Origin of the sequence: Mucilaginibacter sp. SG564 (assembly GCF_013149275.1) — a bacterium.
In the GTDB taxonomy this organism is placed as follows: Bacteria; Bacteroidota; Bacteroidia; order Sphingobacteriales; family Sphingobacteriaceae; genus Mucilaginibacter.
Window position 1 is genome coordinate 57777 of sequence record NZ_JABGNA010000005.1, and the last position, 18213, is coordinate 75989.

Genomic DNA, 18213 nt, shown 5'->3' on the forward strand with positions numbered 1-18213 from the left:
ACTAACACTGCTTTTTTTTATCACATCATATTTTTATCTTTAATGCTTAAACGCATCCCGGAGTTTGCATGGCCGGGTTAAATAGTTTAGGAAAAACATGTACTTTATTTCGTAATTATAGTTTTAATGCTGTTGGCAAATAGTTGGTCGTTGATGTGTGGTGTCTTGAATTTTCGCCATTGGGTCGTGATGTGCCTGTTAGTTTTTTTTAGCCTTGTCTGTAAAGCGCAAAATTTTCCTGTTCCGATTCCTGTAAGGGCAGATCATTTAATTCCCATCGAAATATCGCTAAAAACCACTAAAAGCGATGCACAGCGCGCAGTCCTGCAATTACAGGAAGCAAATATCCTTTATAACAGGCCGCAAAAAAAGATTGCCGATTTAACCGAGGCTTTAAATAGTGCGATGAAGGCAGCAATATTGGCGCAAAAGCATGGAAATCAAAGGGTGTATAATGATGCCTTGTACATGGCTGCTTTGGCCAATGCCGACCTAGGCCCGCTGGCACGTGCAGCAACTCTACTGCCGCGGTTGAACGATACTACCAGGACGAATGCATTGTTATTGCTCGCCCATCATTATTGGTGGCGTTTTGACGATGATAAAGCCTATGATTACCGCGCCGCCTTGACCTATGCGGAAGAGGCCCTAAGGATTAGCGAAACCTCAAATAATATTTATAAGACACTTTTGACGCGAAGGATAATTGCGCAAATTCATGGAAGTTTAAGAAACCCGAGTGCGGGTACGGAGTTTTTGAACGTCATAAAATCCTATAAAGCGCTTCGTTATCCATACATGCATTATGTATACTCGCAATATGCTTATTTCCTCACGAATACCGGAAAGCAAAATGAAGCAGTGAACTACTCGCTCGCGGCTTTGAAAAGCGTCCAGGCAACTAAAGATTCAGCTGCCGCCGGTGATGTCAATTTATTTCATTCGATAATCATCGCTGAGAATGATATGTTCAGTGAATCCATGCCGTATGCATTTACCGCAATAGACTACTATCAGAAATTTCCGGGACTTGTAAGCGTTTCCGATCCTTTTCTACCATTGGTTATTTCCCATGCAATGAGAAAGATGGGCGATAACGATAGATCCTTAGCCTACATTCATGCAACAATGAAAAAATATCCGCCGCAGTCACTTGATGAGCGATTGCTGTATATGTCGATGTTGGGTCATACTTACCGGGAAAAGAAGATGTATGACAGCGCGGCCTTTTTTTTCAATAATGCTTACAGGATTGCGCGTGCTAATCATAGTTCAACTTTCAGGGCCACACGTGATGTAGGGCACCTATATCTTGAACTGGAAAATTACGATGTTGCAAGAAAATATCTTTACGAGTCCTTAAACTTTCCTGCAGTGATGTACAGCAGTGCTGAGACGAAGCAGCTTCGTTTCGAAATGTTCATGGCAGATTCGGCTACAGGACATTATAAGGCCGCTTTGAAGGATATGTCAAAATTCAAGGATATTGACAATGCGGAATTACGGGCCGCTACTAACAAGCATATCCGGGAGTTAGAAGCAAAATACGAAAATGCATTAAAGGAAGTCGAAATACGCAAAGCCAGCGATCATATAAAACTATTAGGTCAGCAGAATGCGGTACAAAGCTTAAGGATCAGCCATAATAAATTTATAACTACAATAATGATTGTCGGGCTTCTGACGGCGGCATTTATCATTGTCACCATATTCTATTTTTACCGTCAGAAAACTACGCAAAGCCTTAAGATTTCGGAGCAGGCGGAGACTATCATGAAAAAGAATGACTTACTGGAGCAGGTACTTCGGGAAAAGGACTGGCTTTTGAAGGAGGTGAATCACCGAGTAAAAAATAACCTTCATACTATATTGAGTTTGCTGGAAGCGCAGGCGCAGAATCTGAAAGATGATGCCCTGGAAGCAATTGAAACCAGCCAGCACAGGATATTTGCGGTTACACTCATCCATAAAAAGCTTTACACGAACGACATGGCTGATCTGATAGATATGTCAGTGTACATGACGGAGTTGATTGCCTACCTGAAAGAAGGCTTCGGTGAACCTCAAAACATCCGGATTGTTACAGATATTCAACCTATGGAATTGTTAGCTTCGCGGGCTATTTCGCTGGGGTTAATTTTAAATGAAGGGCTTACAAATGCCATGCGGTATGCCTTTGCAGATGGTAGAAACGGAATAATCTGGGTGTCGCTTCGAGCTACCGAAGACCGTATTCACCTTAACATTACCGACAATGGCATGGGCTTTCCTTTGAAAATTAATACGTCGGAACCACATATGGGAACAGCAATTATGAGGGGGCTAGTTGATGAAATGGATGGTGAGATTACGATTGATGGCAGTAAGGGCACGGAAATAAATGTTAGTTTTGAAAGGATAATTCAATTGCCTCATTATCCATTGGAAGCAGTATGAAACATAAAATCATGATCGTCGAAGACAAGTATATCGAAGCGTACAATATAAGTATGGCTTTGAAAAGCGGCGGTTATGAGGTTCTTCCGGCTGTAAAGTCTGTTTCAGAAGCCGTCAATATGCTTTCTTACACACAGCCAGATATCGTGTTGGTGGATATTTACTTAAGTGGGGAGCTTACCGGAATTGACCTGGCCAAAATTCTTGCGGATAAGAACATCCCATTCGTTTACCTGTCGGGCAACTCTGAAAAAAATCTGATCCAAGCTGCTAAAAATACGATGCCTTATGGTTTTTTATTGAAGCCTTTTCGCAAGAAAGAAGTACTTGTTATGCTTGAGATTGCACTGTATGTGCATCGCGAGAAACAAAAATTTGCCTCAAAGATCACGAAGCATAACGGAATTACGATTACACATGAAATAATAGGACCAACGCCTGGTTTTATTGGTGAAAACAAGAAGATCCAAGAAGTAATCGGGAGCGCCAATATCGTGGGACCGGCTGAAACTACCGTATTGATCAACGGGGAAAGCGGGACGGGCAAGGAACTTCTGGCTAAATTGATTCACCAGTTATCTCCGAGGCGCGATAAGCCCCTTGTTGTTGTCAATTGTGCGGCCTTACCGGCAAGCTTGATTGAGTCAGAACTTTTTGGCCATGAAAAAGGAGCTTTTACCGGCGCAATTGATAAAAGGATCGGTAAGTTCGAGCAAGCAGACGGTGGCACGATTTTCCTGGACGAGATCGGCGAGTTAACCGCAGAACTTCAAATGAAATTCCTGCGTGTTATTCAGGAGAAAGAGGTTGAGCCTATTGCCGGCAAACGAAAAAAGGTCAATTTAAGGATCATCGCCGCAACTAATAAAGACCTGTTGAAAGAAGTCAGCCAGGGCCGATTCAGGATCGACCTCTATTACCGGCTTAACGTCTTTCCAATTACTATGCCGCCTCTCCGGGAGCGGGGCAACGATATATCACTACTAGCGGACTATTTCACCCGGTATTTTTCCGCGAAGCAAGGCAAGGTTATCGCAGGCGTTGACCCTGTTTTTATGGAGCAGCTAAAAAAGTATACATGGCCGGGTAACGTCCGGGAGTTGGAAAACATCATCGAGCGCGGTGTGCTTTTAAGCCATGGAGGTTTGGTCTCGGTTCCGGGTTTTGCGGAACAATCTGCAAATCCTGACATCCCCGATACTGCTATGAAGACAATTGATCAGAATGAACGGGATCACATCCTGAAGGCAATAGAAAGATGTGATGGAAAGATCTACGGTGACGGGGGTGCCGCGAAATTGCTCAACATTAACCCTTCTACATTAAAGTCCCGTATGGGCCGTCTCGGCATTACAAAGGGGTTCAGCAGCTCTCAATAGCATCTGACTCCAACCAATCCTATTTCGTACGGCGTCAAATTTGTACAAAATTATGTCTTTAAAATACATGACTTCAAGGCACCTGGCTGCCGAAATTTGTATTGTAATAAGACATAAAAATGAAAGCATTAATTTTAAATAACTACGGTGCAGGGCTTGACCTGCAAGAGCTGGACAAACCTGTTGCGGCTAAAGGCGAAGTATTGATAAAAATAAAATCAAGTGGTTTAAACCCCTTGGATATTAAAATAATGGCGGGGCAGGCAGGGCACGCTCAAACAAAATTGCCTGCCGTATTGGGTATTGATGTCAGCGGTATTGTGGAGGCTGTTGGTGAAGGCGTAACAAGGTTCAAAGCCGGCGACGAGGTGTACGGAATGATCGGGGGAATTGCGGGAAATCAGGGATCACTTGCTGAATACGTTGCAGCCGATGAAAATTTTCTGGCGTTAAAACCAAAGAACCTTTCCTTCCACGACGCCGCTGCAGTACCACTAATTTTCATCACTGCCTGTGAAGCCATTGTCGACAGGGCAAATATTCATGAGGGCCAGAAGATTTTGATACACGGAGGTGCTGGCGGGGTTGGTCATATCGCGGCGCAGATTGCAAAAGCAAAAGGTGCTGAGGTTTACGCTACGGTCAGGAAACACCACTTTGAACAAATAAAAGGCTACGGGGCAATTCCAATAGAATATACCGAATCTGATCCGGAGAGTTATGTAGATGAATATACAGGCGGGCAAGGCTTCGATATTATTTTGGATAATGTCGGCGGCAAAACCCTGGATGATTCCTTTAAAGCTGTAAAGCGATATACCGGGCACGTAGTCAGTATCCTCGGCTGGGGCACACATAGTCTTGCACCTCTTTCCTTCCGCGGCGCTACTTACTCAGGCGTGTTTACGCTTTATCCACTGATTTCCGGTATTGGCAGGGCGCATCAGGGAGAGATCATGCGCCAGGCAACAGCTTTAATCGAGGCTGGCAAAATAAAGCCGGTAGTTTCAAAATCGGTATATCAGCTTGAGTCCGCGATGGAGGCATATCAGGAGGTAGAAGCCGGTGCAAAAAACGGAAAAGTAGTTGTTGATTTAGATTAATTTGTGTTGTTTTCTTGTGGAATGGCCGCCTCTAAAAGGGTGGCCATTTTTATTTTATATGGCCCTGTCCAATTCCAATTGCTATATCGTTGCACTCCCTTAAATAGCGATATTCCGATATGATTTCCAGATAAAAAAATTATTCAATCAATTGAATATCAATAACTTATTTCATTGGCATGATGTTTTCAATAGTAGAGCACGAATTAATAAAATAATTCAAAGCTGAGAAGCACAGAGGTGAATGAACATCAGGAAAAATACCATCGAAAGGCGCTGACCAAGGCAATCATTAAACTGCACGAGGCCGGCTTCGAAAATGATTTTTATCTGATCGGAACGCATCATTTGATTTGGAGCAAGGCTGATATGATTTTTTGTCTGTCAGACGTCCGGGTGAAAATAATTATTGACATCCGAATGAGTCCGAAGCATGACCCGCTCTACATCCTTGCGGTTGAAACCGATAGTGGTGTTAAAGGCATTCTGTCCAGGCTGGTCGATATTCCATGCGATCTGCTGATAGAAACGTCCGGCGAAAGTGATCCTGATGAGGGAACCTGAAAAGGTAGTTTCAAACCTGAGGCAGGGGACATTTATCTGCTTCTTTATAAATGGCCGTAGAACCAGGCGGTACAGTTCTCGAATTGACTCAAATCGGACGGGTGCAGCCCCGGCATAGATCTGCCGTGAATCCCAAATAGGGTAGTAAACGAAACAATCGGATAAGTGCTATATGTAATACAGAGGCATCCGTAAAAATCAGCGTCTATGAGTTATTCTCATACTGATGATGATAAATTGAAATCGAAACGCTTTATATAGATCGCGAACAAAGCATAAGAAATAAAATAAACTGTCAAATGGCCGAGCTCATTATTTTTCTGGTAACAAGGCTGGTTTGCATTACGGCCGCCGGCGTTATTTTTTGGGAGCCCATATCTGAAAACGCTTCCGTTCAATTTAACAATTTCAAGCTCCGAACAAAATGCCGTTCGTTCATAAGCAGATGGCGGGCAGCGTCCCAAAAGTACCAGGCTTTAGGTCAAGTAAGATGGTTTCCGAAACTTATGGAAAACCGGCTGATCAAAAGATATTTCTTATAGCAGATAGCCGGTGCTGCAATTCAAAACGCGTTGAATCAACAATCCAATGGAACGATTTTACATGATTTTGTCTGCTTTGTACAGAAAAGCAGGACCGCAACATCAGGACATTTGTAAAGTAAATCAAACATTAAATAAAAAATGAAAGCGATCATAATTAAAGAGTTCGGAGCACCTTCTGTGCTTACGCTGACTGATGTAGAAACACCTGTAGCGGGTAACGAAGAAGTATTGGTAGAAGTGAAGGCAGTAAGCATCAATCCCGTTGATGTTAAAACAAGAGCGGGATCTGGTATTGCCGGGCGTCTGAAAGACCTTATGCCGATCATTTTAGGATGGGATATATCAGGAAGGGTGGTAACCTCCGATTCTGAAAAATTTAAAGTAGGTGACGACGTTTTCGGAATGATAAACTTTCCGGGATACGGAAAAGCCTATTCAACTTACGTAAATGTCCCTGCATCGCAGTTGGCACTAAAGCCTTCTACAATTTCGCATGAAGAAGCGGCTGCGGCAACTCTTGCAGCACTGACAGCCTACCAGGTGCTGGTACATCATGCTAAAATTAAAAAGGGCAGCCGTGTACTGGTTCACGCAGGATCGGGCGGCGTGGGACACTTTGGCGTTCAAATTGCAAAACACCTCGGCGCTTATGTGATTACAACCTCGTCTGCGGCTAACAAAGAGTTCGTGATGACCCTTGGAGCCGATGAGCATATAGATTACAAGAGCCAAAAATTCGAAGAAGTTACAAGTAATATAGATTTTGTCTTTGATACCGTGGGGGGTGAAAATATCATCCGTTCACTGGAGGTGATCAAAGATGGTGGTCGTTTGATCAGCATTCCAACCTATATCAGTGAGGAAGCTGCAAGAATTGCCAAATCAAGAAATATCACAGCCCACTTTGAATTAGTGTACTCCGATGGTAAGGACATGGAACAAATTGCGAAACTCCTGGAGCAAAAAATCGTAATTCCTCACCTTGACACCGTTTTTGCTTTTGAGGATATGGCCAAAGCCCACGCTTTGCTGGAAACAGGTCATACCGTTGGTAAGATCGTCCTGACATTATAAAACCTTCAGAAAAAACATCCAAAAACCATAATTAACAATTAAAATGAAAAACAAATTAACTGCCCCTATTGTAGCGCTTGCGCTAATTTTGTTTACTGTCATCCAGCCGAAACCTGCGGCGGCCCAAGTTCCTTCTGGGATCAAGAACGTGGTACTTGTTCACGGAGCTTTTGCTGATCGTGCCGGCTGGGAAAAGGTTTACCGCATTTTGACAGCCAAAGGTTATCACGTTGTGTTGCCGCAATTACCGCTGACCTCTTTAAGTGATGATGTGGCGGCCCTTAACATCGCGCTGGATAAGCTGGACGGCCCTGCTGTCCTTGTCGGCCATTCCTGGTCTGGTACCGTAATCACTCAGGCCGGCCTGCATCCCAAGGTTGCTGCTTTGGTTTATATTGCGGCTTTTATGCCAGCCGAGGGTGAGAATTCATTCCAGTGGGTTTCCTCAGCGCCAGCTGCACCAGAAAGTGGTCTATTACCGCCAGACGAAAAAGGCTATGTTTATTACGACAAAGCAAAATTTCATGCAGGTTTTTGCGCGGAACTTAGCCAGACAGAAGCAGATTTTATGGCTGACGACCAGCAACCGATCAAGGCTTCGGCGTTTGGCGATAAAGTAAGTATTGCAGCGTGGAAAACAAAAGCCAGCTACGCAATTCTAACGTCCAATGACAAAAGTATCAACCCGGTAATTCAACGCAATATGTACGAGAGGGCAAAGGTTCCTTTCATTGAATTGAAATCATCACATGTGGCTTTCCTGGCCCATCCGAAAGAGGTGGCGGAGTACATTATTAGTGCGGCTGTCAAAGGCCCCAAGAGCTAGTTCCTACCTATGAATGAGAGAAGGGTTTGACTGTTTCAGTCAGCCCTTTTTTTGCGCTCTGATTGTGTCAATTCATTCATTTAAGCCACATAATCAACAACTTAACGGGAAGATATTTACATAATTATCGCTTAAACGTACAGATTTTGCAGAGCTACGCCTACCAACTTTGTGAAAGTCAATATTTAAACCAAAACATATGAAAACTTTAAAATTCAAATTGCTGATATTGTCGTTGGTCACTGTTACCGTAGTTCACGCGCAAACAACTGTTCAACATTTCGTTCTTGAAAAACTACCAACCAAGCAATTAAACGGAAAAATCACCAGGGGACTTTTTTCAGGCAAAAATGCGACCATCGGTTATTTTACCTTTGCTAAAGGCGCAGTAGTTCCGCTTCACCACCACGTTAATGAACAATACACCATCATATTAAAAGGGAGTGTAAAGGTGACCATTCAGGGTAAGGAATATATTGTTAAAGCAGGTGAAGGCATCTTCATCCCTTCCAATATACCCCACTTATTTGAGTCACTGGAAGATGGCACAATCGATATGGACTTCTTTTCGCCAAAGCGAGAAGATTGGATAAAAGGCACAGACACTTATTTCAATAAAAAGTAGATGCCCGATTCCTGGGGAGGTAATAAGAACTACGAACCAGGAAGAATTTCTCGCTACAATAACCATCGAATTTTTCAAGTATGAAAACAATATATAATACGTATGCATTTGCCACCGGCGGAAGAAACGGGCATGTAACATCCGCCCATGATTTGATTAATGCCGATGTGCGTTACCCTAAAGCCCTCGGCGGCCCCGATGATGAGCACCTGACGCCGGAAGTGTTTTTTGCCACCGGCTATGCAGCCTGTTTTGACAGTGCTGTTCTGCACATCATGCGTAATGCAAAGCTGGATACCACCGAATCGCCCGTTACGCAGGCGAATATTGCTTTGATGCTGGGAGATGCAAACGCATTATCGCTTGCCGTAGAACTGAAAGTTTTCATACCATCAGTGACTCTGGACATGGCGACGGAACTGCTTAACAAAGCCCATGAGATCTGTCCTTATTCAAAAGCCACTCGTGGGAATATCCCGGTAACCCTAACTGTACTTGATCATGACCCAAGAAGTTAAACATGTCACACTAGCAGATTTACCTGTTGAGGTAATCAGTGAAAAACTCACCCGGCAAATGCTTTTTGGCGAGCAGGGTAACCTAGGCATATTTATTTACAAAAAAGGGGCCATAGTACCGTTACACCGCCATGAAAATGAGCAGTTCTCCATTATAACAAAAGGTAGCTGTAAGGTAATAATTGAAGGGACGGAACATATCGTTTCAGCCGGGCAAGCTATTGTAATACCGTCTAATGCGTGGCACACCTTTGAAGCCCTGGAAGATGACACCTACGATATTGACTTTTTCGCGCCTTCCAGAAAGGACTGGCTGGATGGAACAGATCAATATCTCGGACATTAATAATTGAAAGACATTTTAAAACCTTAAGAAAATGAGTAAGAAGATTGCCGATCAGATTGTTGAAATGCTGATCGAAAACGGCGTAAAAAGAATTTATGCTGTTGCCGGCGACAGTTTAAATGAGCTAAATGACGCGGTTCGAAGAAACGGTGGTATCAGATGGATTCATGTGCGCCATGAAGAAGTTGGCGCTTATGCGGCTGCCGCGGAAGCTGAACTGGAAGGATTGGCTGTATGTGCAGGCAGTTCGGGGCCGGGCCATGTTCATTTGATCAACGGCTTATACGATGCCAACCGTACCAGGGTGCCTGTTCTTGCCATCGCCTCTACAATTCCTTCCGGCGAATATGGAACGGATTACTTTCAAGGTACCAACACGATCAAATTATTTGACGACTGCAGCTGCTACAATCAGGTGATTCAGACACAACACCAGGCACCGCGTATGTTGCAGACAGCGATCCAGCATGCCATTCACCATCGTGGCGTGGCTGTGATCGGTCTTCCCGGTGATATTGCACCACTGCCTGCATTGGAGAGTACAACATCCATGCATAACTATCCTGCCCCTACTATCCTTCGTCCTATCGACAGCGAATTGGCTAAAGCAGCCCAATTATTGAATAAATACCACAAAATTTCCATTTTCTGTGGATACGGTGCACGTGAGGCACATGATGAAGTTGTGGAACTATCCCGCATGCTGATGGCTCCAGTGGGCTATACCTTCCGGGGCAAGATGGGTATCCAATACGATAATCCCAACGAAGTTGGCATGACCGGCTTATTAGGACTTCCGTCTGCCTACCATAGTATGCATGAATCTGACGTGGTGTTATTGCTCGGCACAGATTTTCCTTATGTTCCGTTTATGCCTACCGGTAACAAGATCATACAGGTGGATGATAGCCCGGAGAAACTGGGAAGACGTGCCAAGTTAGAATTAGGGTTGTGCGGAAATATCAAGGACACGCTTACTGCCCTGCTTCCGCATATTCAGCAAAAGCTTGATCCTGGCTTTTTAAAAGGACAACTGGAGCTTTACGATCATGTGCAGCAGCACTTGCACACTTATGTAAAAGACAGCGGTACCATTGATAAGATCCAACCGGAATTCGCTGCCACGACCATTAATAATCTTGCGGCAGACGACGCCATATTTACGATGGACACGGGCATGTGTTGTGTGTGGGCGGCCCGCTATGTACACGCCACCGGCCGCAGAAGGTTCCTTGGCTCTTTTAACCACGGCTCGATGGCCAACGCTATGCCGATGGCTATCGGTGCATCACTTTGTTATCCGGGACGGCAGGTGATTGCATTTTGTGGAGATGGAGGTTTATCCATGCTCCTCGGTGATCTGGCCACGATCAAACAGTATGAGCTGCCAATTAAGATCATTGTGTTTAACAACCGCGCGCTTGGAATGGTCAAGCTGGAAATGCAGGTTCAGGGCCTCCCGGACAACGAAACGGATATGGTTAACCCGGAATTTGCCAAGATTGCCGAAGCTATGGGTTTCAAAGGCATAACGGTCAACGATCCGGAACAGCTGCACAATGGTATCGTGGATGCCTTCGGTCACAATGGTCCCGTTCTGTTAAATATCATGACTAATCCTAATTCTCTGGCCCTGCCTCCGAAAATCGAGTGGGAACAGGTCAAAGGCTACATGACGACCATGACAAAGATGATGCTTGGCGGCAGAATGGATGACATTCTCGAAATGGTACGCTCAAACTATAAGCATCTCTCAGAAGTAATATAAATTCAAAATTGTAACGATATGAAAAAGTTACCCATCACCGCATTATTATTCACCCTTGGCACTTTGTTAGTTTCTTGTTCCCAGAGCGGACATAACAACAGCCAAAACTCATCAGATTCAACCATGAAAACGGAAGCAACACAACAACCTGCGCTTGAAGAGGTATATGCAGACAGCACCTATCAACTAACCGGCGTTGCCATTTCGCCGGAAGGACGGTTATTTATTAATTATCCTTATTGGCTCGATAAGCACAGCTATTCGGTTGTTGAAGTCGGTAAAGACGGTAAACCGGTTCTATTCCCTGATAGCGCCTGGAACAGCTTCAAGAAAGGGGACGACGGCACAAACAAATTTGTTTGTGTTCAGGCCGTAGTCGCTGACGAAGAAAACCACTTGTGGATAGTGGATCCGGCAGGTATAGGCTTGAGCGACGTTTACCAGAAAAGCAATAAACTGATCGAGTTTGACCTGAATACCAACAAGATCGTTAAAATTTATAAGTTCCCGGAAGATGTGGCAGGGCCAAAAACCTACATCAATGATATCAGGCTGGATTTAAAAAATGGCTTCGGTTACATGTCTAGTTCCAGCAATGGTGGCATTGTTGTCCTGAATTTGAAGACCGGTGCTTCAAGATTTGTGCTTCACGGCCATCCATCAACATTGTCCGACCCCAGCTATCATTTTAAAATGAACGGCAAGGAAATGGCTAATGCGCAGGGGCCGGTAAAAATCAATTCGGATGGTATCGCGCTAACTCCTGACAAGCAATGGCTTTATTATAAACCACTTACCGACAATCGCCTATACCGGGTTCCTACATCCCTTTTGCAAAACTTCAGCAGTACGCCTGGACAAATTGCAGCAAAAGTGGAAGATGTAGGCAGGTTTGTAACTACGGACGGCATGGAATTCGACAGTGATGGCAACCTGTATATGGGCGACCTGGAAAATTCCAGAATAGTCAAAATTACCCCGGACAAGAAAATGACCACGCTGATTGAAGATAAAGAGAAATTAAGCTGGCCGGACAGCTATAGCATCAGCAAGGACGGGTATTTGTATGTTTCCTGTTCACAGATACAACAGATGCCCTGGTTCAATGACAACAAAAATATCACCAAATATCCTTACCGGGTATACCGGATAAAAATAAAGTAAAGGATAATGAAAAGGGTATTTTATATAACTCTAATCCTCATGAATTTTATGTCTGTAAGCTCAGCGCAATTAATCCAGGTTGCCAGCTCGAACGAAGTTTGGAATGGCGTGACGGTAAGTGACAAGGGGCGGATATTTGTTTGTTATCCGAGAATAGAAGGTGAAAGTGGAATTCGGATTGCCGAACTAATTAATGGCCAGGCGATACCTTTTCCTAATACCACATGGAATAATTGGAAACCCGGGATTCCGCCCGACGGTCATTTTGTACGGACCAATTCGATCCGGATCGGGCCCGACGGCAATCTTTGGATTGTCGACACTGGCACTCCCAAAATGGGTGAAAAGGCAATACCGGGTGCGGCCAAGCTCGTGAGTATCGACCTGACTACAAATCAAGTAGTCAGGACGATCTCGCTTGACCCTGTAATGAAAGGCGACAGTTTTATTGACGACCTCAGGATTTATAATCAGACGATTTACCTCACGGACGCGGGGTCAGCCGCCCTTGTAATCATGGATCTAAAAACCGGAAAAGGGCGCAGGGTGCTTGAAAACAGGAGCAGCACGACAGATCAGATTCCCATAAAGGCGGAAGGCAAGATTATGAGGATAGGCGACGGGCAACTGGTGCTCATCCACGCCGATCAGCTTGAGGTTTCACCGGACGGCAAATATCTTTACTTCCAGCCTGCATCGGGGCCGCTATACAGGGTTGAATTGGAGTTTTTGAACGACTCGTCATTGAATGACGCAGAACTGGAATCCCACGTTTCCAAATGGTTTGACACCCCCAGTACCGGAGGAACATGTATCGATGCTGAGGGTAATCTCTATGTTTCGGACGTTAACCATTCGTCTATCATCAAGATATCGCCAGACGGTAAAAGCGAGCTGGTCATTAAAGATAGCAGGCTTCTCTGGGGTGATGCCCTTTGGATAGACCATGATGGCTATCTATGGATACCTGTCGGACAGCTCAACAGGCTTGGGGCATTTCAAAAAGGGCACTCCATAGTTCAACCACCGCTTTTTATTTATAAAATTAAAATCAATGCAAAACCCTTCAAAAGTTAATTGAATAACCAACAACATCTATTACAATTTTATGGAAACAACAAATCAAATCATCATTCCGGCGGTAGCCAACGATCCTGAACTATCAAAAGAAACTAAAGCTTTCCTTGCTATTCTTAATAGCGGCGGCACCGCTGTGGAAAGCTTGTCACCAATAGACGCAAGGCAAGTACTGATCGGTGCGCAAAAATCGGTCGAGGTAGATTATTCGGGTATTGAAGAATCCGAAACAACAATTACCAACGACGGATATAGTGTTAAATTAAATATCGTAAAACCGGAGGGAGCTAGTGGCACGCTGCCTGTATTCATATTTCTTCACGGCGGCGGCTGGGTTTTGGGCGACTATCCCACTCACAAGCGAATGGTTCGGGACCTGGTGGTATTGTCGGGCGCTGCCGGTGTTTTTGTCAATTATACTCCTTCGCCGGAAGCCCAGTTTCCGCAAGCGGTCAATGAAATTTACGCGGCTACAAAATGGGTTGCTGAAAATGGCCAAAAAATTGGCGTCGACGGAACTAGGCTTGCTATTGTCGGAAATAGTGTGGGCGGTAATATGACGGCCGTTACGGCACTGAAATCAAAGATCGAGGGCGGTCCTGCTATCAAATTTCAATTAATGATGTGGCCGGTAACTAATGTGGCTTTTGACACTTACTCTTATGAACGTTTCGGAAAGGACAGGTTTCTGACGACATCCCTGATGAAATGGATGTTTGATAACTACACCACTCTTCCGGAAGACCGGGCAAATATCTATTTGTCGCCGTTGCGTGCGTCGCTGGAGCAACTTAAGGGTCTTCCGCCTGCATTGATCCAAGTAGCTGACGCAGATATTCTTCGCGATGAGGGTGAGGCCTATGGAAGAAAACTGGACGAAGCAGGTGTCAATGTAACCACTATTCGCTACAACGGTATGATTCACGATTTTGGCTTATTGAATCCCTTGTCAAATCTTCCACAGACCAAATCCTTATTTCTTCACGCGGCTGCTGAGCTCAAAAAGCACCTGTTTTAGTTTCAAATCCGAGAAATAACAACAGACTACGAAGTAAGCAAAAACCATTTTTAGCAATCTCTATCAAACAATATCATGAAACCCAATATCGGAATTAACGAGCATGATTTGCTCGAAGTGTCTAAAGCACTAAACAGCCTGCTGGCTGATGAGTTTGTGCTTTATACGAAGACCCGGAATGCACATTGGAATGTGGAAGGCCCTGATTTTCACACCATGCATTTATATTTTGAAGCGCAATATAACGAGCTTGATGATATCATGGATAGTGTCGCAGAGCGGCTCCGTTCCCTTGGGCATTATGCTCCTGCAACGTTAAAAAGTTTCCTGGAACTGACCCACCTTACCGAGCAGCTCCGCGAGAAAAATGACAGTGCCGGATTTATCAAAGAGCTTTTGGGCGACCATGAGAGTATCATCGTTTATCTCAGAGGACTGATCACGCCATTGGTGGATAAGTTCCATGACCTTGGCACCAGTGATTATCTGACCGGGCTGATGGAAACCCATGAAAAAATGGCCTGGATGCTCCGATCACATTTAAAATAATTTTCAATCAAATATTATGGAAACTTTCACATTAAGCAGTAACGAACTTGGCGGTCAAATGACCCCCAGATTTTTTTTTAATGATTGGGGTGCGGGCGGCGAGAACGTTTCACCTCAACTTTCCTGGGAAAATGCCCCCGAAGGAACAAAAAGCTTTGCGATCACAATGTATGACCCTGCCGCGCCTACCGGTAGCGGCTGGTGGCACTGGGTAATGTTCAATATCCCTGCGAACGTTACCGAACTAAAAAGCGGTGCCGGCAGTACCGCACCGGAATTGAAACCAGCGGGAGCAGTTTCAGGTTTAACAGATTTTGGCAAGCCCGGGTACGGTGGTCCGGTACCAATTCCCGGAAGCGGTTTTCACCCTTACGCTATAACCGTCCACGCCTTGAATACTACCCTGCCCCTTGATGATAAAGCCAATCCCCAGCTGGTGGGTTTTAACATGGGGCCGGCAACGCTCGCCAAAGCATCAATTTTGGTTTATCTAAAAGTATAAATCCCATTATATTTAAATCCATGACCTTATCCTGATAAATGAACCATTACAATTAAACTATTGTAATGGTAAACAAAAGGCATCATCCAAATGCTAAAAAATACAAGTCTTCATATACCTTGCTGCACTGGTCGAAAGCTTTTTGTCCGATGTTGCCAGGATGTGAAGCAGGCGAGCAATTAAGTGATATTAACCCTGCAAGTGATATACCCACATCAATTTGCAGGGTTCAATAATTGCACGTAGTAAAGACCGGATTTGACTGTGCATAAAAACACAAAAAAGCCGTTGGTCTGATTTAACAGGATATAAAGAAATGTACATAATACCCCTGAAACCAGACAATTAATATCAAAAACTGCATTATGAAAGCGATCATTTTAACACATGAGGGCGATAAAATTGGCGGCCTGCAAACTGCGGAGCTACCAATACCTCAAATTAAAGACGACGAAATCTTAATTAAAGTCCATGCAATTGACATCAATCCCGTAGATAACAAAACACTACAGGGCAAAGGGCAATTCAATAATATCAAAAACGATGATCCGATCATCCTCGGTTGGGACGCTTCGGGTGTAATAGATGCGGTCGGAAACGATGTAACTGACTTTAAAATAGGTGACCACGTTTTTGGTCTGGTCAATTTTCCGGGACATGGCAAGACGTATGCTGAATATGTTGCCGCCCCTGCATCCCAGATGGCGTTGAAACCAGATAATGTGGATGATGAAACTGCGGTCGCGACAACCCTTTCTGCGCTAATGGCTTATCAGGCTATCCATAAAGCCGACATCAAAGAAGGTGAAAGGGTTCTTATTCAGGGCGTAGCCGGCGGTGTTGGTTTCTTTGCGCTAAGAATAGCTAAGAGCCTGGGTGCATATGTCATCGGCACCGCTATGGGAAAGGAAGAAGCATTCTTAAAGGAGAATGGCCTGGACGAACTGATCGATTTTCAGACAACAGACTTCGAGCATGCAACCGACAATATCGATTTTGTATTGGATACTTTAGGCGGGAAAAATATCCTGAAGGCGTTTAATATACTGAGTCCTAAAGGCCGACTGATTACGATTCCAAGCGGCATTGGCGACGAATGGAAATCGGTTGCTGAAGAGCGGGGTATCGACGCCCAATTCTTGTTTGTGCATTCCAGCGGTGAAGATATGGCTGCCATTGCGGATCTTTTGCGTTTAGGGGTGCTAAAACCCAATATTGCCCACAGGTTTAAAATGACGGATATCATTCACATCCACGAGCTAATGTCGGGAGGGAAAATCTTTGGTAAGATCGTGGTGACCATTTATTGATCGTTATGAAAACTAAAATTGCAGAAAGGATCGATAATGCAGAAACACACCTGTTTAAAGCAGTCTTTCCCAATACAGTAAACCATTATGATACCCTTTTCGGAGGAACGGCTATGAACCTTATGGACGAGGTGGCTTTTATAACGGCAACCCGTTTTTCGAGGAAAAAAATGGTGACTGTGGCCGTTGATAAAATTGAGTTTAAGCGACCTATAGCAGCAGGGACTATCATTGAACTAATCGGTAAAGTAATTCAGGTCGGCAATACGAGTTTAAAGGTTCAGGTTGAAATCGTCGTGGAAGAAATGTATGAATTCAAAAGAGAAAAGGCAATTTGTGGTACTTTCACGTTTGTCGCTATTGATAATTCACGAAAACCATTAACTATTTTAAGCTAAAATATGAATACAGATAGTAAGAAATTCAAGGCATTTCTTGTAAGCCAAAAGCCGTATGGCGGATTTCAGCACGAGATTACCGAAAGATACATCAGTGATCTTCCTGACGGGGAAGTGTTGATCCGGGTACATTATAGTTCACTGAACTATAAAGACGGCTTATCATCAACAGGTAATAAGGCGGTAACACACAATTATCCGCACATTCCTGGCATCGATGCAGCAGGTATCGTGGCGTCATCTACTACAGAAGAATGGAAAGCTGGTGACCAGGTAGTGGTAACCGGTTTTGATCTTGGTATGAATACCAGCGGCGGTTTTGGAGAATATATCCGTGTACCTGCAAAATGGGTTGTAAAGTTACCCCAGGGATTGACATTAAAGCATTCAATGATCTATGGAACCGCAGGTTTTACCGCGGGGCTTTCTGTAGCGGCGTTGATTCATGAAAATATCCGGCCTGACGCCGGGCCAATAGCTGTAACAGGAGCTACCGGTGGCGTAGGATCTGTTACGATAGCTATCCTTTCCAAACTAGGTTATGAAGCTATAGCCGTAAGTTCCAAGGAGTCGGCACAGGCGTTTTTACGAAAGATCGGTGCGGCGTCGATAATCCCAAGAAATGAGGTAGAAGATGCAGGAGCAAAAATTCTTTTGACGCCACGTTTTTCTGCCGCAGTCGATACAGTGGGTGGACGGGTGTTGGCCACCATAATCAAATCGCTTAAATATGGTGGTACAGTGACTACCTGCGGAATGGTTAATGGCGGAGATCTCCCGTTAACTGTCTTCCCGTTTATATTGAGGGGTGTCAAGTTGATTGGTATTGATTCCGTGGAACTGCCAATGGAATATCGTTTGCCCGTTTGGGAAAAACTTGGAACAGAATGGCGTCCGGACAATATAGATAGCTTAGCCCATGAAATTTCGCTCGAAGAACTGCCTGACGCGATAGGCAAGATACTGCACGGTGAAATGGAAGGCCGGGCGGTGGTGTCCCTGCTGTAGTTA

General features: G+C 44.5%; 18 protein-coding genes. All 18 read left to right on the forward strand.

Translation table 11 applies throughout. From position 1 onward, the window contains the following. The first annotated feature begins 126 nt into the window (after positions 1-126). Positions 127-2436 (forward strand): sensor histidine kinase, encoded by a 2310-nt coding sequence (locus FHW89_RS12530; protein ID WP_172335386.1) that lies wholly within the window; start codon positions 127-129, stop codon positions 2434-2436. Beyond that, the gene (locus FHW89_RS12535) at positions 2433-3815 is read left to right on the forward strand and encodes a sigma-54 dependent transcriptional regulator (RefSeq protein WP_172335387.1); all 1383 of its coding nucleotides are present in this window, start codon (positions 2433-2435) and stop codon (positions 3813-3815) included. Before FHW89_RS12530 ends, FHW89_RS12535 begins: the two co-directional genes overlap by 4 nt. A gap of 119 nt (positions 3816-3934) precedes the next feature. Continuing rightward, complete coding sequence (locus FHW89_RS12540; RefSeq protein WP_172335388.1) at positions 3935-4918, forward strand: zinc-dependent alcohol dehydrogenase family protein; 984 nt, start codon at positions 3935-3937, stop codon at positions 4916-4918. 240 nt (positions 4919-5158) lie between these two features. Then, complete coding sequence (locus FHW89_RS12545; RefSeq protein WP_172335389.1) at positions 5159-5482, forward strand: hypothetical protein; 324 nt, start codon at positions 5159-5161, stop codon at positions 5480-5482. Positions 5483-6165: 683 nt separating this feature from the next. Next, positions 6166-7101, forward strand: a complete 936-nt coding sequence (locus FHW89_RS12550) for an NADP-dependent oxidoreductase (RefSeq protein WP_172335390.1) — start codon at positions 6166-6168, stop codon at positions 7099-7101. A gap of 43 nt (positions 7102-7144) precedes the next feature. Further along, positions 7145-7927, forward strand: a complete 783-nt coding sequence (locus tag FHW89_RS12555) for an alpha/beta hydrolase (protein WP_172335391.1) — start codon at positions 7145-7147, stop codon at positions 7925-7927. 199 nt (positions 7928-8126) lie between these two features. After that, entirely contained in the window at positions 8127-8552 is a 426-nt protein-coding gene (locus FHW89_RS12560; RefSeq protein ID WP_172335392.1) for a cupin domain-containing protein, read from the forward strand. Positions 8553-8632: 80 nt separating this feature from the next. Beyond that, positions 8633-9070 carry an Ohr family peroxiredoxin gene (locus tag FHW89_RS12565; RefSeq protein ID WP_172335393.1) on the forward strand — a complete coding sequence of 146 codons (438 nt, stop codon included), beginning with the start codon at positions 8633-8635 and terminating at the stop codon, positions 9068-9070. Beyond that, positions 9054-9416 (forward strand): cupin domain-containing protein, encoded by a 363-nt coding sequence (locus FHW89_RS12570; RefSeq protein WP_172335394.1) that lies wholly within the window; start codon positions 9054-9056, stop codon positions 9414-9416. The genes FHW89_RS12565 and FHW89_RS12570 overlap by 17 nt, the downstream gene beginning before the upstream one ends. A 31-nt stretch (positions 9417-9447) precedes the next feature. Then, positions 9448-11184: a thiamine pyrophosphate-dependent enzyme gene (locus FHW89_RS12575; RefSeq protein ID WP_172335395.1), complete on the forward strand. Its 1737-nt coding sequence runs from the start codon at positions 9448-9450 to the stop codon at positions 11182-11184. A gap of 18 nt (positions 11185-11202) precedes the next feature. Further along, on the forward strand, positions 11203-12348 hold the full coding sequence (locus tag FHW89_RS12580) for an L-dopachrome tautomerase-related protein (RefSeq protein ID WP_216650558.1): 1146 nt from the start codon (positions 11203-11205) through the stop codon (positions 12346-12348). A gap of 39 nt (positions 12349-12387) precedes the next feature. Beyond that, positions 12388-13425, forward strand: a complete 1038-nt coding sequence (locus FHW89_RS12585) for an L-dopachrome tautomerase-related protein (protein ID WP_216650559.1) — start codon at positions 12388-12390, stop codon at positions 13423-13425. A gap of 31 nt (positions 13426-13456) precedes the next feature. Further along, positions 13457-14443: an alpha/beta hydrolase gene (locus FHW89_RS12590; RefSeq protein ID WP_172335397.1), complete on the forward strand. Its 987-nt coding sequence runs from the start codon at positions 13457-13459 to the stop codon at positions 14441-14443. Between the two features lie 75 nt (positions 14444-14518). After that, positions 14519-14992: a Dps family protein gene (locus FHW89_RS12595; protein ID WP_172335398.1), complete on the forward strand. Its 474-nt coding sequence runs from the start codon at positions 14519-14521 to the stop codon at positions 14990-14992. A 16-nt stretch (positions 14993-15008) separates the two neighbouring features. Next, entirely contained in the window at positions 15009-15494 is a 486-nt protein-coding gene (locus FHW89_RS12600; protein ID WP_172335399.1) for a YbhB/YbcL family Raf kinase inhibitor-like protein, read from the forward strand. A 365-nt stretch (positions 15495-15859) separates the two neighbouring features. After that, positions 15860-16804: an NADP-dependent oxidoreductase gene (locus tag FHW89_RS12605; RefSeq protein WP_172335400.1), complete on the forward strand. Its 945-nt coding sequence runs from the start codon at positions 15860-15862 to the stop codon at positions 16802-16804. Between the two features lie 5 nt (positions 16805-16809). Further along, positions 16810-17202, forward strand: a complete 393-nt coding sequence (locus FHW89_RS12610; protein WP_172335401.1) for an acyl-CoA thioesterase — start codon at positions 16810-16812, stop codon at positions 17200-17202. Between the two features lie 3 nt (positions 17203-17205). Continuing rightward, a complete protein-coding gene (locus FHW89_RS12615; protein ID WP_172335402.1) occupies positions 17206-18210 on the forward strand; it encodes a YhdH/YhfP family quinone oxidoreductase in 1005 nt (334 codons plus the stop codon). The last annotated feature ends 3 nt before the right edge of the window (positions 18211-18213 follow it).